The sequence below is a fragment of the Thiomicrorhabdus hydrogeniphila genome, assembly GCF_054656895.1.
Genome location: NZ_BAAHXL010000001.1, coordinates 2288796 through 2309830 on the forward strand (window position 1 = coordinate 2288796; position 21035 = coordinate 2309830).

The 21035-nt window shown below is 36.4% G+C and carries 19 protein-coding genes; 1 reads left to right on the top strand and 18 read right to left on the bottom strand.

What is annotated here, in order from left to right; all coding sequences use genetic code 11:
• The first annotated feature begins 271 nt into the window (after positions 1 to 271).
• On the top strand, positions 272 to 661 hold the full coding sequence (locus tag ACYQ0E_RS10325; protein WP_460188143.1) for a zinc ribbon-containing protein: 390 nt from the start codon (positions 272 to 274) through the stop codon (positions 659 to 661).
• A gap of 109 nt (positions 662 to 770) precedes the next feature.
• Here the strand turns inward: ACYQ0E_RS10325 and ACYQ0E_RS10330 are convergent, their stop codons facing one another.
• From ACYQ0E_RS10330 to ACYQ0E_RS10415, 18 genes are all read right to left on the bottom strand, one after another.
• Entirely contained in the window at positions 771 to 1256 is a 486-nt protein-coding gene (locus tag ACYQ0E_RS10330) for a hypothetical protein (protein WP_460188144.1), read from the bottom strand.
• A gap of 136 nt (positions 1257 to 1392) precedes the next feature.
• Positions 1393 to 2922, bottom strand: a complete 1530-nt coding sequence (lnt, locus tag ACYQ0E_RS10335; RefSeq protein ID WP_460188145.1) for an apolipoprotein N-acyltransferase — start codon at positions 2920 to 2922, stop codon at positions 1393 to 1395.
• Positions 2923 to 2967: 45 nt separating this feature from the next.
• Positions 2968 to 3849, bottom strand: a complete 882-nt coding sequence (locus ACYQ0E_RS10340; protein WP_460188146.1) for a CorC family transporter — start codon at positions 3847 to 3849, stop codon at positions 2968 to 2970.
• Between the two features lie 59 nt (positions 3850 to 3908).
• The gene (gene ybeY / locus ACYQ0E_RS10345; RefSeq protein WP_460188147.1) at positions 3909 to 4382 is read right to left on the bottom strand and encodes an rRNA maturation RNase YbeY; all 474 of its coding nucleotides are present in this window, start codon (positions 4380 to 4382) and stop codon (positions 3909 to 3911) included.
• A gap of 223 nt (positions 4383 to 4605) precedes the next feature.
• Complete coding sequence (locus tag ACYQ0E_RS10350) at positions 4606 to 5580, bottom strand: PhoH family protein (protein WP_460188148.1); 975 nt, start codon at positions 5578 to 5580, stop codon at positions 4606 to 4608.
• A 115-nt stretch (positions 5581 to 5695) separates the two neighbouring features.
• Positions 5696 to 7108 (bottom strand): tRNA (N6-isopentenyl adenosine(37)-C2)-methylthiotransferase MiaB, encoded by a 1413-nt coding sequence (miaB, locus tag ACYQ0E_RS10355; protein ID WP_460188149.1) that lies wholly within the window; start codon positions 7106 to 7108, stop codon positions 5696 to 5698.
• Between the two features lie 134 nt (positions 7109 to 7242).
• Positions 7243 to 8904 carry an O-antigen ligase family protein gene (locus ACYQ0E_RS10360; protein WP_460188150.1) on the bottom strand — a complete coding sequence of 554 codons (1662 nt, stop codon included), beginning with the start codon at positions 8902 to 8904 and terminating at the stop codon, positions 7243 to 7245.
• Positions 8905 to 8971: 67 nt separating this feature from the next.
• Positions 8972 to 9502: a prepilin-type N-terminal cleavage/methylation domain-containing protein gene (locus ACYQ0E_RS10365; RefSeq protein ID WP_460188151.1), complete on the bottom strand. Its 531-nt coding sequence runs from the start codon at positions 9500 to 9502 to the stop codon at positions 8972 to 8974.
• A 210-nt stretch (positions 9503 to 9712) separates the two neighbouring features.
• A complete protein-coding gene (locus ACYQ0E_RS10370; protein ID WP_460188152.1) occupies positions 9713 to 10933 on the bottom strand; it encodes an ATP-binding protein in 1221 nt (406 codons plus the stop codon).
• 286 nt (positions 10934 to 11219) lie between these two features.
• Complete coding sequence (locus ACYQ0E_RS10375; protein WP_460188153.1) at positions 11220 to 11831, bottom strand: response regulator; 612 nt, start codon at positions 11829 to 11831, stop codon at positions 11220 to 11222.
• 9 nt (positions 11832 to 11840) lie between these two features.
• The gene (locus ACYQ0E_RS10380; RefSeq protein ID WP_460188154.1) at positions 11841 to 13292 is read right to left on the bottom strand and encodes a type II secretion system protein; all 1452 of its coding nucleotides are present in this window, start codon (positions 13290 to 13292) and stop codon (positions 11841 to 11843) included.
• Positions 13292 to 14854: a type II secretion system protein gene (locus ACYQ0E_RS10385; RefSeq protein ID WP_460188155.1), complete on the bottom strand. Its 1563-nt coding sequence runs from the start codon at positions 14852 to 14854 to the stop codon at positions 13292 to 13294. Before ACYQ0E_RS10385 ends, ACYQ0E_RS10380 begins: the two co-directional genes overlap by 1 nt.
• Positions 14855 to 14866: 12 nt before the next feature.
• The gene (locus ACYQ0E_RS10390) at positions 14867 to 15631 is read right to left on the bottom strand and encodes a type II secretion system protein (protein WP_460188156.1); all 765 of its coding nucleotides are present in this window, start codon (positions 15629 to 15631) and stop codon (positions 14867 to 14869) included.
• A gap of 26 nt (positions 15632 to 15657) precedes the next feature.
• Positions 15658 to 16644, bottom strand: coding sequence for a hypothetical protein (locus ACYQ0E_RS10395; RefSeq protein ID WP_460188157.1), 987 nt, complete (start codon positions 16642 to 16644; stop codon positions 15658 to 15660).
• A gap of 116 nt (positions 16645 to 16760) precedes the next feature.
• The gene (locus ACYQ0E_RS10400) at positions 16761 to 17243 is read right to left on the bottom strand and encodes a hypothetical protein (RefSeq protein ID WP_460188158.1); all 483 of its coding nucleotides are present in this window, start codon (positions 17241 to 17243) and stop codon (positions 16761 to 16763) included.
• 195 nt (positions 17244 to 17438) lie between these two features.
• Positions 17439 to 18542, bottom strand: a complete 1104-nt coding sequence (locus ACYQ0E_RS10405) for a porin (protein ID WP_460188159.1) — start codon at positions 18540 to 18542, stop codon at positions 17439 to 17441.
• A 1670-nt stretch (positions 18543 to 20212) separates the two neighbouring features.
• Complete coding sequence (locus tag ACYQ0E_RS10410) at positions 20213 to 20524, bottom strand: type II toxin-antitoxin system RelE/ParE family toxin (RefSeq protein ID WP_460188160.1); 312 nt, start codon at positions 20522 to 20524, stop codon at positions 20213 to 20215.
• The gene (locus ACYQ0E_RS10415) at positions 20512 to 20769 is read right to left on the bottom strand and encodes a type II toxin-antitoxin system Phd/YefM family antitoxin (RefSeq protein ID WP_460188161.1); all 258 of its coding nucleotides are present in this window, start codon (positions 20767 to 20769) and stop codon (positions 20512 to 20514) included. The genes ACYQ0E_RS10410 and ACYQ0E_RS10415 overlap by 13 nt, the downstream gene beginning before the upstream one ends.
• Between the last annotated feature and the right edge of the window lie 266 nt (positions 20770 to 21035).

The window sequence follows — 21035 nt, forward strand, 5'->3', positions numbered from 1 at the left end:
TCTGCTTTATAAACGGTTATCACAAGCTAAAACATAGGCTTTATTTTCAACTTGCTTATTAAATTAAATAAGTTCAATATTATAGGGCATCTCTAATAATTATTTTGAAATTCTGCGGCAATTCAGGTGAGTTTGTTTTATACACTACAAACCAAAATAAATGGTATTTTGTAGCTTATACCTTGCCTTTTTTTAAAAGAGGCTATAATTCCAAAAAAATAATTATTAAAGTTGTTCTATCGGATAAACTTTATCAAAACAGGAGAAAATAATGAACGACAACAAAATGCTTAAAGCGTATAGAGCTCTTTTAAATCATTCCAAAGAGTTTGCTATTAAAGCAGAGAACAAAACCTGGGATAAACTAAGTGAAGGAATTGATAAAGCAGAGCAAGCCGATCACGCTTTATCAGAATTGAGTGCAGAAGAATTTAAAAAAGTACAAGATGATTTAAAGGCTGACCTTGAGCAGACCGCTGAATATTTATCTGAAGTAGAACAAGGTGTAGAAGAATTTATTGATATGGATTTACCTGTTTTAGAACAATACTTAACGGATAAAGCCTTATCACTTGCAGACCCAACAAACATTACCCTATTGCGTTATCGCTTAGCAGCCGCTATGGATGAAAACCACCCTGTCTTTAACAAACCAAAATAAATCTTTAAATCCATCTATTCTAAATACCTACCTTGTAAAGGCCTTATATTAAAGGCGTTTACAAAGTAAACGTTTATAAATAAATGGATTAACAACAACTCATTGCAAGCTATTCAGACTTAAGATTAAGATCGGCTATTTTTTCTAACCAATTACGTTTTAAGTTATGAATATAAATAATTAAAACAAAAAATGCGGTTGAAATACCACCCAAAATTAATAACGTCATATTCTCTTCTGGAATGGTTTCTAATAAAATCAGCTTTCTAATAATAACCACAAATGCGATTTCTAAAAAGGTAAGCGCATAATCAAAACTGGTTTTAATAAACAAAGCTTTGACAATGGCTAAGACGATCAAAGTAAATAACGCATCTGCCAATAACACCTTCATTGACTTAAAGTCTAAGAAACCTTGCACTGCAATAAAATCTATCAACTTGTTCGATATACTAAAAAGACAAGTGGCAAGATAGATCACCATAAAAATAATAAAAAATAACCTAAGTACAGAAACCATTCTTGCTAAAACCGTTTCTGCATCACTCTCTATAAACAGATTTACTTTAGCAAACCAATTTTGCTTTGTTTTCATGAAATTTCCAAATAATGGTAAAAAGCTCTTAGCATTAAAGCAAAGACCAACCTACCTAAAATTAACAACAATCTAAAAAGAACATAAAGCCATTTTTAGAATTTAAAAAGTTTACACACTTACCTATATTTGAATATTACTTCAAACGCTTTTGTAAAAGATAGCGTTTTGCTAATAAAAATCCAAAATAAGTAAAGAGTAAAAATAGAATAGGCAATGTTTTCCACTGAGCATAAAATGTTAACCCATCATAAGGTTGCACTTCACCGCGTAAAACACCTTCTTTATAAGGTTCAATTTGTGATTTGATATTACCTTTAATATCCACAATAGCGGTGTAGCCTGTATTGGTACTTCTGGCTATTTCGCGCCCAAGTTCTATAGCGCGCATTTGAACTTCTTGCAACTGTTGTGCGGGTTCAAAAGTATGAGCAAACCAGGCATCATTACTCACCGTAATTAAGTATTTAGCTTGCGGCAATGATTTTGCTAATTCTTCACCAAACGCCATCTCATAACAGATACTTAAACCGGCTTCTTGACCACCAAGTTTAAATAACTTTTGCGCATCATCCCCACGAGTAAATTCAGCGAAAGGAATATTAAATAACCCGCTAACAAAAGCAAAAGCACTGCTAAACGGAAAAAACTCGCTAAAGGGAACTAGGTGTTTTTTATAGTAACGCTGCTCGGGATTATGCATATTAATAAGTGCATTATAGTAATTTTCGGTATCTTCTCCACCCGCAATTACGCCTGCTAAAATATCCGTATTAAGCAATTTTGCATCTCTTATAAAACCTTGCAACGCCCCTTTTTCTACTACATCAAAATAAGCTGGAATTGCCGTTTCTGGCCATACAACCACATCGGCATCCATATTCTTTTTGGTTAAACTTATATACGTTTTTAACGTGGGATAAAACTCATCTGCCAGCCATTTCTTTTGTTGTTCAATATTACCTTGAATCAAAGCGACTTCAAGCGGTTTATCAACAGGTTTAACCCAAGTCACATTTTGTAATAAACCACCTAATGACCAAATTAAACATAAGATAACACTCGCCCTAACCCAGCTTTTTTCTTTAAATAGCCACAGTAACAAACCCGCAGACATAGCAATCATCCAGCTAACGCCCCATACTCCAAATATAGGAGCGTAGCCATCTAACCAGGTATCAACATGACTGGTACCACTAATTAAAAACGGAAAACCACCAAAAATAGTAGAACGAACAAGTTCAAGCAAAACCCAAACGGCGGGGAATAACAAAACCAAAACTCTACCAGGTGTTTTTGGGTTTTTAAAATACTGAGCAATCCAACCACCTAAAGCGACCGAAAGTGACAGAAAAAGCACAAAACAGAAAGTAAGCACAACTGCAACAGGGAGTAATACGCCAGAATAAAAGTACATGCTCGAAAACAGCCAACTCACCCCTAAACCAAACTGACCTAAACCAAACCATAGACCAATTTTAGCGGCTTCAAAACGAGAATCGGCTTCTAACCACAACATAAATAAACCCGCTATAGAAGCGAGCATAAGGGGTGGGATATTAAATGGGGCAAAAGCAAATACACTTAACAACCCTAAAGCGAAGGCAATAAGATGTATTTTTTTGGGTGAAAACACCTTTTTTAAAAAGACAAAAATAGATTTCAAAAAGACCATCCCTTTTGATTTAATTTATAATCAAAGAACCTTTGGCTAAGGGTTTGTGCTCTCTGAATGATTATTTAATTCGTTCTCAGTTTCAGTTTCAATTAATTCAGCAGGTTTGGCTTCAAACAGTTCTGCACGTCTATCCGTTGCTTTAAGCACTCTAAAATGGATACCATGCGTTTCAATTTCTTCGCCAACAACAGGAACATGCCCCAATTCAGAACTTAAAAACCCCCCCATTGTTTCCGTATTTTCGGTTTCAATCTTGGTACCAAAAAATTGATTAAACTCTTCTATAGTGGTTAATGCCTGAACTGAAAAAGCGCCTGCAGCCCTCTTTTGAATACATTCATCTTCAGCAATATCATGTTCATCTTCAATATCACCTACAATTTGCTCTAACACATCTTCAATAGTGACCAGGCCTGCTAATTCTGCATATTCATCTACAACTAATGCTAGGTGATTTCGGCTTGATTTAAATTCTCTAAGCAGTACATTTAGACGTTTGCTTTCTGGAACAAAATTGGCTTCACGATAAATTTTTTCTAAGTCTTTTTTATCGGTTAATTCGCCTTTAACAACGGCGCGTAAGACATCTTTTGCAAGTAAAATTCCAACAATCTCTTTGTCAGACATAACAGGATAACGTGAGTGTGAGCTCTCTAGCATCGTTTCTAAAATGGATTCTAAACTATCATTTGCATCAATAATTTCAATTTGTGGACGAGGAACCATAATATCTCGTACTCGCGCTTCCGAGACATCTAAAACACCTTCTATCATCAACAATGCATCTGCATCAAGCACTCCTTGTGCTTGTGCATCTTTTAACACAGTGATTAACTCTTCTCGACTCTCCGGTTCATCTGAAAACATTTTTCCAAGACGCTCTAACCACGAAGAGCCGCTACTACTGTCACTCATTTCTATTTTTCATCCTGTTTATTTTGATACTTAGTATTCATCACTTTAATGCTGATGACTTAATGTTCATGATAAGGGTTTGCATAACCTAAGTTTTGCATAATTTCTATTTCAAGCGCTTCCATTTCTTCCGCTTCAACATCATCTATATGGTCGTAGCCTTGTAAATGCAAGGTGCCATGAACGACCATATGCGCCCAATGCATTTCTAACGACTTATGTTGTGATTCCGCTTCTTGTTTTACCACATCAGCACAAATAACTAAATCGCCCAAATACGGCAGCTCTTCACCTAAATCTACCAGGCCTGGTGGTTGTTCAAATTCAAACGATAAAACATTAGTTGGCTTGTTTTTATTGCGATAATCAAAATTGAGCGTTTGACTCTCTTCTTCATTCACAATACGTATTGTCATTTCGACCGGTTCAAATGAACGTGGCTCTTGTAAACTGGCATGCACCCATTTTTGGCACTGCTCAAGGGTCGGAATAGGCTGTTCTTCTATTCCCCACTGCAATTCGAGATCTAACATGTTATTGCCCCTTAAATTATCGCAAAATGAATTACGCTATTGCATTTTAACCACGAAGACGCGAAGACACGAAGTTAAAACCCTTAAAAAATTTAATACCTTTAAATCAACACCTCAACGACTTGCTGTCAAGTTGTCTTGTTTATTGTTTAAAATAACGACTTACTCCAACACTTTAAATCTTCATGTCTTCGTGACTTCGTGGTTAAAGGAAATAAGCTATTTACTCTTTAAGTTTTTGTTGTTTACGGTCGTATTTATCATAAGCGGTAACAATTTTTTGTACCATTGAATGCCTAACCACATCTTGGGCTTGATAAAAACTAAAACCAATACCATCTACTCCATCAAGCACTTCAATAACATGTCTTAAACCTGACTTTTGATGTTTAGGTAAATCGCATTGGGTAATATCACCGGTGATTACTGCGGTTGAACCAAAACCAATACGGGTTAAAAACATTTTCATTTGTTCAGTTGTTGTATTTTGAGCTTCGTCTAAAATAATAAAGGCTTCATTTAATGTTCGGCCACGCATAAAGGCGAGTGGTGCGACTTCAATGACGTTTTTTTCCATTAAACGTTCCACGGTTTCAAAGCCCATCATTTCAAATAGAGCATCAAATAAAGGCCTTAAATATGGATCAACTTTTTGGCTTAAATCACCAGGTAAAAACCCTAGCTTTTCACCCGCTTCTACCGCTGGACGGGTTAAAATAATTCTACGGACTTTTTCATTTTCTAACGCTTCAACCGCACACGCTACGGCTAAATAGGTTTTACCTGTACCCGCTGGGCCAATACCAAAGTTTACATCGTATTTCTGAATTGCTTGAATGTAACTGGTTTGATTAGGGTTGCGAGTTTTAATGGTTTTGCGGCGCGTTTTAATAAGAACTTGCTCAGCATCTAATGTTCGGTCTGTATCTAACCCTAATTGATGTAATCTTAAATGAATCGTTTCTGGCGTAAGCGTTTCTTGCAAGGTTGCTTCATATAAATCACGAATAACTTGTTCAGTTTTAACAATACGGTCGGCTAAACCTGTTACTGAAATATGAAAGCCACGAGAGTTCACCTCAACACCTAAACGCAATTCAATCTGATCAAAATGCTCATTGTGCCAACCTAATAAATTTTGCAAACGCTCATTATCTTCAGGAAAAAGAGAGAACTGGATAGTATGTAATGCTGGCAAGGTTACGCCCCGAAATGAGTAACTTAAAGTGGAATCATAATAAAAAAACCAACATAATGTTGGTTTAATTATTAAATCTTATCAAAATGCGAATAGAGTCAACGAATATTAGTATTTACAAAGCATAATATTGCGGTGCATTGTGTCTATCAGCTTCTGGTGTGGCTACGATTTCGCCACGCAATGAATTGGTTAAGGCTTCTGTAATTTTAACATCCACAAACTGACCTATCAGCTCTGGCGAACCTTCAAAGTTAACCACACGGTTATTTTCTGTACGCCCTGCTACTTCGCTAAAAGAGTTACGTGATAAACGTTCAACCAAAACGCTTTGAACAGTACCAATCATGCCATCGCTTATGGCTTGAGTTTGCTTGTTTAATTGCTGCTGTAAAACAAATAAGCGACGTTTTTTCTTTTCCATTGGCTCATCATCAGGAAAACCTGCGGCAGGTGTACCTGGGCGTTCGCTGTAAATAAAACTAAATGAGCGGTCATAATTAAGCTCTTCAACCAAAGCCATCGTTTCATTAAAGTCGTCACAAGTTTCACCTGGAAAACCAATAATAAAATCACCCGATAAACATAAATTAGGACGTAAAGCACGTACCTTACGAATGGTTGATTTATATTCAAGTACCATGTGGTTACGCTTCATCATGGCCAATACTTTATCTGAACCCGATTGAATTGGCAGATGCAAGTGCGAAACTAGCTCAGGAATTTCACCAAAACAGTCAATAATACTTTGAGTCATTTCATTTGGGTGCGATGTGGTAAAACGAATACGATCAATACCATCAATCGTTCTTATTGCATGCATTAACACAGCTAAATCAGCAATTTCACCATCTGGCATTAAGCCACGGTAGGCATTCACATTTTGCCCAAGTAAATTCACTTCTCTTACACCTTGCTCAGCCAATACACGAATCTCATGCAACACGTCTTCATACGGTCGGCTAACTTCTTCACCACGTGTATAAGGCACAACACAAAAAGTACAATATTTAGAACAGCCTTCCATAATTGAAACCATGGCCGATACACCATTTACTTCAGGTTCTGGCAAATTATCAAACTTTTCAATTTCTGGAAAAGTAATGTCAATAACGGCTTTTTTCTTTTTAACCGAATCATCACCACGAACTCTTAGCGCTTCATCAATCATTGCTGGTAAACGGTGTAACGTTTGTGGGCCAAAAATCACATCAACACTGGGTGCGCGCTGACGAATCACTTTACCTTCTTGAGAGGCCACACACCCACCCACTCCAATCACACGATTAGGCTTTTTAGCCTTCCACTTTGTCCAACGACCTAACTCAGAAAACACTTTTTCTTGCGCTTTTTCACGCACAGAACAGGTATTCATCAAAACCACATCGGCCTCTTCTGGCTCGGTTACCAGCTTTAAACCATGAGTTTTTTCAAGCAAACTCGCCATTTTGTCAGAGTCATACTCATTCATCTGACAACCGTAAGTAATAACGTAAAGACCGCCTGTAAATGGAGTGGTTTGAGACATATAAATTCCGTAAAAATAATAAGAGTAAAGGCACTAATTGTTGATTCTATTCAATTTTGATTCTAACTTAAGAACCTTTGATTAAATATACAGATTTTAATAGAATCAATTCGGGTCGCGTATTTTAACATAAATTAATAAGTAATAACCTCTTGAGTTTTTACAAAACTTTTAGCTTCTTTAGCATACTCATTTATGCTTTTTGGCAGATCAGCTTTATTATCTTGATTGTCATACCAAAGTAAATACTGATTCAAGTCATAAAGATTATTATCTTTTTTAGCATTTAAAAATAAATTTTCCATATTCTTAAAAACCAATTCATGATAAATACTCCAATTGGATGCGTACTGAAAATAACCTATTTTTTCTTGCTTTGGATGCTCTTTATAAAAAAATAATCTATTTTTAAAATAATAGGCTTCAAACGCACTCATTAAACCTAGATAAACACCATATAAAACACAAAATCCTATAACCAATAACATAAACTGAATTGGTTTAACAACGGATTTAAAACTATGCATACCTACAGCTTTCACTGGTAGTTTTAAACTAAAAACTAATAAAACCAACATAAGAAAATAGTGAGTAGCTGACAAAATTAACGGATAAGATACCATTATTTGCAATACCAACGGAAAACACAAACCTATATAGACCCAAAATTGTTTTTGTCCTTGTTGCCACCAGTTTCTTAACAGCAGACCTATCCCTATTAAAATGGGTAAGCAACCAACTATACCCGTTTGAATTAGCCAAAATAATAATTCATTGTGTGGGTGTTTAAAAGTTTTGAAATTAAAATCAATAATTCTCTTATCAAGAAAAAGCCCATGTGTAGTTACATAATCCTGAAATGCGACCGGATAATGACCAATCCCCACTCCAAACCATAAATTCTCTAAAAATAGTTGCCAACCTGTTTCATACAAAAACAATCTAACATCAGAACCATAAACAACACTTTCTAATTTACTACTCGCACTTGAAATATCAGCTGGCCACAACAGTGCAATCCCCCCCCCTAAAACAGCAAGAAGTATAATTAACACAACGTACCTTAAAGACACCTTTATGTTTTGCCATAATGCAAGCAGCAAAAAGACAAAGCCTAAAATCAACCCTAACAAACCTGCTCTAGATCCAGAGCCAACGATAATATACACCCCTAAAAAAACTAAGATAAAAACAGGAAACTTAAAAATCAAATCCTGGTAGAAAAAACGTCTTTGTAACACCAACCATAAACTAGTTACTACAGCAAAAGCCATAAAACTAGCCAACATATTTCGTTGTTGCAATGATCCTAAATAACCATTATGAAATTTAAATGGAAAATAGCCTGTCCACCAATAAAATATTCCAAAAGTATCAAAACGTTGAATTAGAGCAATAGATGCTTGGACCAAAGCTAATATCACAATTGCATAAAAAAACCAAAACCAATGTATTTTATTCCATTGGTATTGAACTAACGAGACTAAAAATAAAAAACCAACAAGTAATGCGTAAAAAGTGTATTCAACATCTTTTAAAGAACTATTTAATAATCCAGTTACAATCAAAAAAATAACGGTTAGTACTGCAAACGGAAATAGGTGAGAATAATGAAAAGATAACGTTTTTAATGAATAAAAAGTAGTGAATAACACAAAAAATATACCACCACCATATACTGCAATATTGTACGGCGCTTGAATTCCCACTTGTTGCCCAATATTAGACATCGATACGAGGCTAACAAAAAAGACCAGAACTAAAAACCACATCCCTTTTTTTTTATCTTTAGACATTCATACAACCCATAAACAAAAAAGCCCGCATTACAAGCGGGCTATATAAAACAAATAAATCAACCAACTATAGTTGTTTACAAAGTCCTATATTACCTTCAGTCGTGTAGCTTGCAGCAGCACCATCAGCAACAGGTACACTTCTAACACTACCAGTATCATTTGCACCATCATCGGTTTTAGTATCGATACTTTGTGCTACATCATTTGGGACATTTGAGGCACATACGTAAGCTTGATCTGTTATTAAACTATTACCACCACCTACTACAACATAAAACAAACCATCAAATGAATTCGTTGGTCCTGAGCTATCAGCTGATGTACCTAAAGTACCACTAATGAAACCTTCATTTTTTAATTCATACCAAAATGCATCATCATCTGCAGTATCTGGGAATGTAGTTTTTCTATCTTGATAAGCATAATAAGCCGCAGCTACATTATCAAATTGCTGAGACAAACTTTTAACCTTAGCATTCTGAATTAACTCTTGACCTTTAAGTACACCACCTAGTAATAAACCGATGATAACTAATACGATTGCGATTTCAACTAATGTGAAACCTTGTTGTTTTTGTAAGTTTTTAACTTGCATAAGTACCTTCCTATTTATGTATGAAACATTAACACGCTCTGTGTAATACGTATAATACAGAACTTGATAATAAATAAAAGAGTAAATTTTTTTTACTCCCTCTTTAAATTTCGTTTTATGATTTATACCTTGTAATTTTTTAAACAAAATAATATTTAAGAAGATATACGTAATCAGTTAACAAATCACATTATATTAGTCATTAAACCCTTATTCAGCAGACTTTTTCACATGATCAGGCAACATAATTTGAAAACCAAAAAGCAACTTGGCTTCATGTTGATAAAATTCAATACTGCCATCTACTTGTTTTAGTAGCTCTCTTGCTAAAAATAGACCTAACCCCATGCCACTTTCACTGGTTGTCCAAAAAGGTTCAAACATCCTCTCTGGCTTTAATTCTTGGCCTGGTCTTTTTTTGCTCAAAATATTGATTCTCACTTGCCCACCCAAAAAATCATGAAAGATAAGAATTTGAATAATGCCCATTCCAGATGAGTGGTCGCGATAGTTTCCCAATACATTTTTAAAAACCTCTACTAAAGCTTCTTTGGGTAAAGTAACAATTGCCTCACCTTGTATATTGGCCTTTAGCCCATAAATTTGGGTAATATTTTGTAGTAAGCTTTCAATTTCCAATTGATCACCATGATAAAACTCATCTAAAGGTTGTTGCATATGATCAATGGTTTTACGAGCTCTTTGTGCCATTGAAGGCAAAGACGTGGATAAACGATCAACTAATTTAATCTTAGCTTCTGGCATTTCAATAATGGCAACTTGTTCAGCCAGCATTTGAATAAACTGAGCAATATTTTTTATTTCATGCTGTACAAAAAGCTGGTACCGCTCTAATCGTTTTTGAGAGGTTAGGATTTCAGACTGTTTTAAAACTAAATTTTGCTCAAGAATATGCAAAAAAGTTTGTACAACAAGACTTCCCATACTTTGCTTACCTAAAGCATCTCTTGAGTAAGCGATAATAATTTTAAAACGCATGTCCTCGCGTTGTACTAAATAACTTTTAGTTTTTGCTTTTGATTTGATATTGCCTTTTTGTACCTCTTTAACCTCTCCAAACCAATCTATTTTGGCTTGTAAATTTTCACAACCAACCTGTTTTAATACTGGCCAAGCTTGGTCAAAAAACTCTAATGCGTCTTGCTTAAAAACGTCATTCATATGGTAAAGAGAAGTTAGTGCATGATTAAGTCGTTTAGATTGTCTACGAAAATAAAAGGCCGAAAATAAAAGCGAAACGCCAATTAATATAAAAATTAACCACAACCACCCTGCAACCTCGGTGGTGTAGGATACAAGCTTATTTATAGTTTCTAAGACATACTGTAAACTCGTAACAACAAAACCATCATGTAATATATTTTGTACGTGTTCTTTTAATGAGCTTAACCATTCAAAAAGAGTATTCATTGCGATTTGACTTCTGTCCTATTAAGTTCAAAGTTATTAAAATTGTGAAATAAGCACTTTGTGTGACTTGACGTTGATACATAGCCCCAACAAAGGGCCGTGAAATAGAAATGAAATAAGGTTTATAAATTTTAATAAAAATACACGTCTTAACACATACTAATGCGCGCTATTGCACAAATTTAGACAACCAAAAAATCGTAACGACTAACCTTTTTAATTGCATATCTTGCTTTGCAAAGCCCTTATTATTTTGTATAAACTTAATGCAAGTTTTAATACGCTTTTAGCAAGCATCTCTTTGAATATTGTATTTTTTAATTAAGTAATAAACGTTTTCACGTTTAAGACCTAAGCGTCTAGCTGCTTCATGCACATTAAATTCGGTGTCTGCAAGTACACTTTTAAGTAATTTTTCTTCCGCCGTATTGCGAATTGGTTTAACCCCCTCACCCAAACAAGCATCGACCTGAACTTTTGTCACCCCTTCTTGGTCTTTTAACCTTTGTTCTTGCCCATAAAACAATAACGCTCTTTTTAGTGACCCAAATAAATTCTCTGTTAATACGGGCTTTTCTAAAAAGTCAAAAGCACCATGTTTTAACGCTAAATAAGAGGTGGCATCTGCATTTTGCCCAGTTAAAACAATCACTTTAGTTTGTGGATGATTATTACCAAGCCAATTTAAGACTGCTAGTCCTTCATCAGGAGTATGTTCTGCGGGTGGCATACCCATATCTAAAATAACCACTGAAAAACAACTACAGGCAAGCACTTTAAGCGCTTCATGACGAGATTCCGCCTCAACCACTTGATAACCCGCATTTTCCAAAGAAAAACCCAGCATGCCACGCAATGCTGGGTCGTCATCTACTAATAAGATTTGCTTGCTATTCAACTTAAAATACTACCAGCTACAACTAGAAAATTCACATGACTGCCTATTACCTGCACCATCAGCAGCAAAAACAACATACTCAAAGTTACTAATTGATGATGTCTTGTTTCCTGCTGACGTATATTCTTCTGGTGTTGCATAATTTTCAAGCACTAAAATATCCGTACCCGAACCTCCATCTATTTTTTTATTTATTTCACCTGATGTCGCAACATCCGTATTACCAACCCATAAAACATCATCACCAGAGCCTAATGTTGAGTATTTATTATTTATATTACCCTGAATCCAAACCTTATCATCACCAGAACCCGCATCTAATTTCTTGGTTAAGTTTGTCCCTAAAACAAAACTATCATTACCATCGCCTAGATAAACTTGAGATGACATATCATTAACGATATATACACTATCATCACCATCACCCGTTCTTAAGTTTGCACCCGCTTCTAGATTATTACCTATGGCAATATAATCATCACCATCACCTAGATTTAATGCTTCACTAACATTACGATTCACTAAAATAGCGTCATCACCACTGGTTTCAATTTCATCTTTATCTGCTTGATACTCTGTATTTGAAATATCAAAATTAGTATACGTTGGTACTATTGGACTAGGCCCTGCCGTAGCAGGCTCAAAACTGTTCCAAGAAATACTTTTTGAGATAAGATTCGCCTTAACTTCTAATCCACTAATACTTGTAATAACATCATCAAAAAAGTTGGCATCATCAACCGTTATAGCACGTTGATGGTATAAATCATCAATATTACAGTTATCTACATTCTGCGATGGAATACCAGCACAACCCGTCATTGAAGCAATTGTTTTTGCCCCATCTTCATTGTAAGCCACCAATACAACCACGGCGGTATCAGTTTCTAGCTGTGCATCTGTTGCGCCTGAGGAGCAAATTGCCACACTTTTATTACAAACGTAATAATTACCTGTTCCGCGATCCGCTGCCGTTGGTGGTGTATTAGTTAAATCAAACCAATAGGTATTTGTTGAAGCGCCAGCATTACAAAACATACTTGCTGAACTAGCCTTATTACAAATAAATTCGGCATCGGTTGTTTGCCTATTAACCGCATACCTAATTGGGTTACCCCATCCGTCTTCTACATCGGCTACTTTTAACCCCACATCCAAATAAGGAATAGTGCCCACTGTAGCAACACATGCATCAAAAGTACCTAATGACCCTGTTTTAGCAATGCGATTTTCTACTCCATCACCATCCGTATCAGGACAAGGCAAAAAGCTATTAACGGTTCCAAATGTTAAAATTTGTTTTTTTATATTCGCTTCGTGCGACTGACTTTCTTTGAGTTTTGCAGAATGATGAAAAGAACCAAAGCCAACCATATATCCGGCAAAAACAAGACCTAAAATGGCCATAACAATCGCCATTTCAATCAATGAAAAACCCGTTTGTTTCAGATTAATTTTCATTAATTAAGCCCTTCAGATTGACTAACACCGCTAATTGGGTTGACTTCTGGGAAGCTCGGCATATCGGGAGGGGTATCGTAATAAACCAATTCAATATTTGAGAAGTCAATAGTTTCAACAGTCGCTGTAGTTTCAACCTCAAAGTCAACTTTAGCTTGTCCATTCTCATCCAAAGTAACTATGTACTCATGTGATTCATTCCAGTATGGCTGCCATGTAACAATACTCTCACCTTTCGAAAACTCACGGCTATCCCATGATCCATCAGAATTATATGTATCTGAATACCGTCCATTAACAGCCGATTCAAACGTGACTTGTTCTAAGCCATCTCGAGGATCTACTAAATGATCATAATCAAATTCACGGAGCACATCTCCATTAGCAGAAATTGAGCCCCTATCATCAAAAACATTAGAGTTTGTTGTTGCGGCTTTATTCCACGCACCTACGGCATGGGTATCAAAAGTTAAAACCACTTTTTCACCTGCTTTGTCAGCCCCAAAATCAAAGGTTTGGGATGCTTGATCAAGAATACCATCATCGGTCCCTAAATTCGTCCCAACAGCACCTGTCGTCATGTCTCCTAAGTTTCCCACATCATTACCCGTTTGGGTTACAGGAGCAGAAGGTGTTGTTGCAGCCACAGAGTTTTCAACAACACGACTAGGATTTGAATTTTGGATTTCATAGGCAGATATACCCAACACAACATCGTCATAAAACGGGTTTTTAGAATACGTTTGATTGACGTAAATTTGGCCACCCGCATTATTTTGGGTTTCACCCGCACTGATTGATGGTGCAGAAGAACCATCATCATTTTTAGCTAACAAAACAGCAACTAAACCATCTGACTGAACACTAGAGCAAGCGCTATCGTTACAAATTTCTAAATTATTTGCACCCAACACGCCTTTTAAAGGTTGCGTGGTAGTATCATAAGCAGGTAATGCTAAATAGGTTCTGCCTGCAGGAATTAAGGCTGACTGAGGCATATTATTAAAGAAACAAGCCGTATTGCTTGGACAATTAAGCATGTCTGAAGCATTTGTTACGCCTTGGTCAACCGCATAGATAAATGGATTTCCAAAACTGTCTTCAACATCCGCTTTACTTAACCCCAATGATTGATAAGGCACCGTACCTTTATCTACACTGCAAACGTTAACTGAAACACCTGAGATAGCGGATTGTGCAACCACTTCTTTAATAGCGGGAATAGCAGGTGAATGTGACGTGGCAGAAATAGCAGAAACAGCTGGTTCATACGCTATAGCTGGAACAGTGCCAGTTGTACCAGTACGTGCACCACTACCCGTTGGGCTCGCTGCGTTATCTGGACAAGGCATATATTTATTAACTTCAGCAAATTTTAAAATGGCAGATTTCACTACTTTTAATTTTGCTTGGCTTTCTTGCCATTCGGCTTGGTTTTTTTGTTCAGAATACATTAACCCTGTCCCAGCGCCAATTAACCCCACAATACCAAGTACAATTGCCATTTCTACAAGAGAAAATCCTGTCACTCTACTTTTATTATTCTTTTGCAAATTAGCCATAATAGACTCCTTTTACTGTAAACCGCGCTCGGATATTAATAAGGCATATTTCACATCAAAACCTGTTAACCAAACCAACTGATCATCAAAAGCATCCCCTGCTACATCACTACCACGAGATTGCCAAAAATAATTATTGTTACCACGGTTTTCTCCTTCTTTGGCATCTAAGACTGCACTACCCCAAGTTTCAGCACCGTTTTTACCGTAACTCACCACAACTGCTATGGCTTGCCCTTCTATAAGGTTTGCCGTTGGTGTCGTAGCAGAACAACTCGTTGCCGATTCGCCACAAATTTTTAAATTACCAACACCAGATGTTAACCCAATCGGTAATGTATCTTTAGTAAAGGCAGGCGAACCAGCAATATTAAAATACGCGGCCGATTTAGAAACATCATCTACATCTGCTGTATTTGTATTAGTATTAATGCCATAAAACAAGGGTTGACCCCAAGCATCTACTGCATCAACACCCAACATTTTATAAGGAAGATATCCCGCATCTAATCCACATTTATTACCCACTCTATCTTCTACACCATCTGGTACAGTAGTAGAAGCATCTGGGCAAGGTAAAAAACCATTGGTCTGTACATACGTTAATAAAGCACTTCTTACCTTTTGTAAATATTCATAGTTTTCAGTGAATTTATCATAGTCTCGAGTAGCACCAACACCAAGCGTAAGGGTATAGCTCAATGCCGCCATAATCATCAAGGCAATAGACAACTCAAGTAGAGTAAAACCATTTTGTTTTTTAAGGTTAAAACCCATTATATAATCTCGTTATAAATCTTACTTTAAGGGCAAATTAATGCTCGCCAACCCTGGCCTTGTAAATTATCAACAGCACCTGTAGACGAATCATACGTACAACTAAATGGAGGTGATGAACCAGAACTAATATATTTACATTCATTAAACCAACTTACATCAGTATCGGAGATCGTACACATATCGGGTACGCTATCTTGTGGATTGGTATCCTCTGCCACTCTAGATAAAACTGCCGCCTCCCATTCTGAACGAGTAATCGTAATAACATAATCATTAAAAACACTACTATTTGCACCAACTGATTTAAAATCAATCGTACTACCATCAACTACCGTAGATTGCTCTAAATAATCTGCAGGAGAAGCACTTGGTCTATTTTGCCCTGTTAAGGGTTCACCTGAATAAAACAACACCATAACAATGTCATCCTTGCCATCTACCGTAAATGGAAAAACAGACGTTCCGCCAGAATCAGATACTTCACTAGACATAGCATTATTTAAATTTGAAAATCTGGCCCAACTACCCGTTGCATAACGAGCACTTGAGTTTACAAACCTGGCATCAACCGCATACCAATAATTACCATTATTTAATTTAGAATCAATAAATGTAAAATTATGATTATCAGAAAGGGTACCTGTAGCAGCATCAAGAACAGCCATTTGAAAAGGTACTTTACCTAAAACAAAAAGCTTATTAGTACCTGCTAAATTTTGGTCACAACCTATGTCAGGATACCCATCATTATTAACGTCAGGACACGGAAAATACCCTGGTCCAGGAATACTCGCCGCATCAGAATAAATTTCGGGATGCATAACTGCATAAGCCAACATTCTATCTTTAATAAGATGTAACTCATTAATGTGCTTATCATTATTAGCAATTTTCATGGTATTAGAACGCAAGTTACCTAAAGTGCCAAACCAAATACCTGCACCTACAACCAAAGCCAACATGCCCATCAGTACAATAAAACCAGATTGTTTTGTATTTTTACTATTCATTTTTTAAAATCAACACATTACCTTATTCTAATACGTACTTTAAACTAGCCATTAAATTATAATAAACTAATTTAGTTAGCAAGTACAAATATTCGCTTTTACCAGGCCTGGTAAATTTACCAAAGCGCCACACCCATTTTTTGTTGTTGCAACACCCAATCCTGAAACTCTGGTGGACCATACACCAAGGTTAACGGCGATTTTTCTATTACTTTAGATTCAGGGTCTTGCTGTTGATAGACCAATGGTCGCATGTTTGTTTCTGCGTAGTTCATTAACCATTTTAAGGTTTTTTGCGGAATTTCTCGTCCAACTGGCACGGCTACATCAACAGGTAAACCCTGCCAAATAAACGCGGCATCAATCACCAAAGCGCCACTTTTATCTGGCCTAAAGTTACCAGGCAATTTAGAACCCTCTTTCACCCATGCACACTCAAACACTTGGCAAGGGTTTACAGGTCGGTTTACATAATCATCACAACCAGAACCCGTACTATGCGGGCAAGGTTTACCTGGGTAAGCCTCACAGCCTTTTACCTTAATTTGCACCCAACCATCACAACAAGCGGTACAAGGTTGGCATTCTCTTTTTTTCATCTAACAATCCAAATTTTATGTACATGAGTTAATTTAAAAACAGTATATACAAAACCCATTAGCTGTAAAAAAGACTTTAATAAAAACCTTTTACACAAATAACGAATTTAGCTAAAAAAAAACCCCGCCTATTAATAAATAATAGACGAGGTTTTGATACAAAAGTTAATCAAACTGCCTTACGACAGCGATTGATTAGAACTTGTGTAAAAGACCTACAGAAACTGCAGTAGTGTCATCTTTCTTAACACCACCAACGTTTTCTAGAGATGCATACTCAACATAAGCAGTAGTTTTCTTACCTAAAGCGTAGTCAAGACCAATTGCGTAGTTCATTGAATCTTCATCAGTTACAGCTGTAGAAGCCCCTGTAGTAGTAATTACTCCAGTAGTACTGTTAAATGAAGCAGAAGCAGCAGTAGAAGTTACAGCACCTTTCTCACGGTCAACTGAAGAGATTTTTAGCTTAGGCGTAAATTTACCCATTTTATAAGCTAGGTTAGCTTGGATGTTAGTACCTTCTTTTTCTGAACCTTTAATCGCTTTACCACCAAAGTCTTGATACATTACGTTAGCAACTAAACCACCAGTAGCGTATTGAGCTACTAAACGTGACTGAGTTGCATCTCCTCCAGTTCCAGTTGAGCTAATGAATTCTTCAGAAGCGGTATCCATACCAGCTGCTAAATAAAGACCTTTTTTAGCAGAACCGTATGTTAAAGCAACTGAGTACATATCAGATAAAGAAGATTCATCAGTTGTAGAACCACCAGTTTCTTTAGGAACTAAAGCAGCAATTAACTTAACGCCAGAGAAAGAAGGAGAAACATAGGCTAGTACGTTAGATACACGGTTTTCCATACCGTTGCCTTTCATTCCTAGACCACCAGCCATTGGCTTGTTATCAGCAAGACCAGCATCGTTAAATAAGTCTTTAGCTTGAATCATTTTAGTAGGAGTGTCATGACGACCCATTAATACTGTACCAAAACCACCCGCTAAACCAACATATTGGTTACGATTTTTAAGGGTATCACCTTCATCTGGCTGAACTTCAAATTCCATTTTATAGATTGCTTTAAGACCGTTACCTAAATCTTCAGAACCTTTAACACCTAAACGTGATGCACGAGAGTTTACTTGAGTACCAGATTCTTTTTTTACTGTTCCTGCAGCAGTATCAGAATCGATTTGCTCAACAGCCATGTTAAATTGACCATAAACAACAGGAGCGTCAGCCATTGCAACAGGAGCGGCAACTGCAGAAGCGATTGCTAGAGCGATAATATTCTTTTTCATTTGAAAATCCTTAAATTAGTTAAAACTGCCCACGCTTGCGGGCTTGTTACGAACTATATTGAATAAACCTAAGCAGTGCAACCCCAAGTTGTAAAAAAAACAACATTGTTTTTTTGTGTTGTTTTTTTGCAACATCTATTTTAAGATTTATAAAGCTGGCTTATATCAAAACCCTTGACCACGAAGACACAAAGACACGAAGTTTTTTTACCTTACCTGGCCTGTTAATTTAAAACCTACCGTCATTATCGGGCTGGACCCGATAATCTCTTTTTGCCATACAAGATTCCCTGGTCAAGCCAGGGAATGACGTTTGGTTTTAAGCTAGGAAATGATGCTTGGTTTTTTTGAACCACGAAGGCACAGTGATTAAAAAGGAAGGTTAACCACGAAGACACGAAGTCACGAAGTTTTTTAAAATTCAACAGGCCTCGTCCTACCGTCATTATCGGACTTGACCCGATAATCTCCTTTTACCGAATAAGATTCCCTGGTCAAGCCAGGGAATGACGTTTGGGTTTATACCAGGAAATGATGCTTGGTTTTTTTGAACCACGAAGACACGAAGACACGAAGTTTTTTAACTTTACCAGGCCTGGTAATTTTATACCTGTATATACCTTTATAGGGTACTTCACTTCGTTCTCACCTCTGCAGCTGAGTTCTTAGTTTCGCAATGACAGTGTTAGCTTTTTATTCTTATTCTTCATTAACTCTTATTTAATCTTCGTGACTTCGTGTCTTCGTGGTTAACTTTTTTGAACCACGAAGACACGAAGTTTTTAATATTACCAGGCCTGGTAATTTTTATTGGCACTGAACTTATCTCTAAAACCAAACACCGTTCTTAATAGATAAATTGCTCATTAAACCTAAATCAAAACCCAAATAAAAATCTACAGTCATTATCGGGCTTGACCCGAAAATCTCTTCTTACCGAATAAGATTCCCTGGTCAAGCCAGGGAATGACGTTTGGTTTTAAGCTATGGGATGTCGGTTGGATTTATACCAGGAAATGATGCTTAGTTTTTTGAACCACGAAGGCACGAAGACACGAAGGAAAAGATTTTTAAGGCTTTAAATAACCTTGGTAGACCTTGCTGTTTATTTTTATATATAGCTTTATAGACTTTCTCACTCCCCTCGCAATGACAGTGTTAATCTATTATTCTTATTTTTCATTAACTCTTATTTAATCTTCGTGACTTCGTGTCTTCGTGGTTAACTTTTTTGAACCACAAAGGCACGAAGTTTTTAATATTACCAGGCCTGGTAATTTTAATTGGTATTGAATGTATCTCTAAAACCCAATACCGTTCTTAATAGATAAATTGCTCGTTAAACCTAAATCAAAACCCAAATAAAAACCTACCGTCATTATCGGGCTTGACCCGATAATCTCTTTTTGCCGCATAAGATTCCCTGGTCAAGCCAGGGAATGACGGTTGTTTTTTTGTTCTTATTTCTTTAAATCTTCGTGACTTCGTGTCTTCGTGGTTAACTTTATTTTTTTGAACCACGAATACACGAAGTTTTTTAACTTTACCAGGCCTGGTATTTTTGTCATTTCGAGGAACGTAGCAACCTGCCAATAGCGCCTTGGCGTGTAGAACGCCAGTAAAGCAACCCTTTAGGGTAATTTATTTAAACCAAAGAGTGGTACGGGCTTTTAATTATCTTCTTGATTTATATAACGAAGCAAATCCATCTCTTGACGAATCACAGCAACTATATTTATTGTTAGCATTTTTTTATCAAAACGATATATCACCCTACATGGATTTACAATAATTTCTCTATAAGATAAATGTGGAATCTCTTGTACCAATCTACCGCTTTCCGGAAAGTCATGCAGTCTATCCACGGTATTTATGACTTTAGTTACCAATTTACTGGCTGCACTTATATTATCTAATGCAATATATTCTGCTATATCGTCTAGTGCATTAACCGCAGAATCTGCCCAATTTATTTCAACCATTTAGACAGTTTTTCTTTGACTTTCTGATTGGTATTGAACCGATTATTGGTTATGTCTCGCTCACCTTTAGCAATAGCCTCAAGTATATTCATTCGATTTTGCATTGCTTCAAAATCTTTAACATTAATGAGATAAGCAGAAGGCTTACCTTGTTCAGTAATTAAAATAGGTTCATGACTTGTATTTAAATCGGCCAAAATACGAGTGGCCTGCCTTTTTAGCGTGGTTACCATTTCAGAACGCATAAACGAATCCTTTTATACCTTATTGAAAGTATCACTATTGTAGCACTGCCACCCACTTTCTTAACTGAATTTTTGCATACAACAAAGAAACCGATTAAACGAAAATATTTCAAACCAAAACTTTTTAGCCAGGAAATGGTATTTGTCTTTTTTGAACCACAAAAGAAGAACTCGACTGTAGAGACGCAAAGGTACAAAGACACCATTTTTTAACTTTACCTGGCCTGGTAATTTTATTGGTATTAAACTTATCCACAAAGCCAGAC

Bases quoted from the DNA above. Each gene is read 5' to 3' on its own strand.
- ACYQ0E_RS10325 (WP_460188143.1), top strand. From the start codon at position 272: ATGAACGACAACAAAATGCTTAAAGCGTATAGAGCTCTTTTAAATCAT.
- ACYQ0E_RS10330 (WP_460188144.1), bottom strand. From the start codon at position 1,256: ATGAAAACAAAGCAAAATTGGTTTGCTAAAGTAAATCTGTTTATAGAG.
- ACYQ0E_RS10340 (WP_460188146.1), bottom strand. From the start codon at position 3,849: ATGAGTGACAGTAGTAGCGGCTCTTCGTGGTTAGAGCGTCTTGGAAAA.
- ybeY (WP_460188147.1), bottom strand. From the start codon at position 4,382: ATGTTAGATCTCGAATTGCAGTGGGGAATAGAAGAACAGCCTATTCCG.
- miaB (WP_460188149.1), bottom strand. From the start codon at position 7,108: ATGTCTCAAACCACTCCATTTACAGGCGGTCTTTACGTTATTACTTAC.
- ACYQ0E_RS10360 (WP_460188150.1), bottom strand. From the start codon at position 8,904: ATGTCTAAAGATAAAAAAAAAGGGATGTGGTTTTTAGTTCTGGTCTTT.
- ACYQ0E_RS10365 (WP_460188151.1), bottom strand. From the start codon at position 9,502: ATGCAAGTTAAAAACTTACAAAAACAACAAGGTTTCACATTAGTTGAA.
- ACYQ0E_RS10370 (WP_460188152.1), bottom strand. From the start codon at position 10,933: ATGAATACTCTTTTTGAATGGTTAAGCTCATTAAAAGAACACGTACAA.
- ACYQ0E_RS10380 (WP_460188154.1), bottom strand. From the start codon at position 13,292: ATGAAAATTAATCTGAAACAAACGGGTTTTTCATTGATTGAAATGGCG.
- ACYQ0E_RS10385 (WP_460188155.1), bottom strand. From the start codon at position 14,854: ATGGCTAATTTGCAAAAGAATAATAAAAGTAGAGTGACAGGATTTTCT.
- ACYQ0E_RS10390 (WP_460188156.1), bottom strand. From the start codon at position 15,631: ATGGGTTTTAACCTTAAAAAACAAAATGGTTTTACTCTACTTGAGTTG.
- ACYQ0E_RS10395 (WP_460188157.1), bottom strand. From the start codon at position 16,644: ATGAATAGTAAAAATACAAAACAATCTGGTTTTATTGTACTGATGGGC.
- ACYQ0E_RS10400 (WP_460188158.1), bottom strand. From the start codon at position 17,243: ATGAAAAAAAGAGAATGCCAACCTTGTACCGCTTGTTGTGATGGTTGG.
- ACYQ0E_RS10405 (WP_460188159.1), bottom strand. From the start codon at position 18,542: ATGAAAAAGAATATTATCGCTCTAGCAATCGCTTCTGCAGTTGCCGCT.
- ACYQ0E_RS10410 (WP_460188160.1), bottom strand. From the start codon at position 20,524: ATGGTTGAAATAAATTGGGCAGATTCTGCGGTTAATGCACTAGACGAT.
- ACYQ0E_RS10415 (WP_460188161.1), bottom strand. From the start codon at position 20,769: ATGCGTTCTGAAATGGTAACCACGCTAAAAAGGCAGGCCACTCGTATT.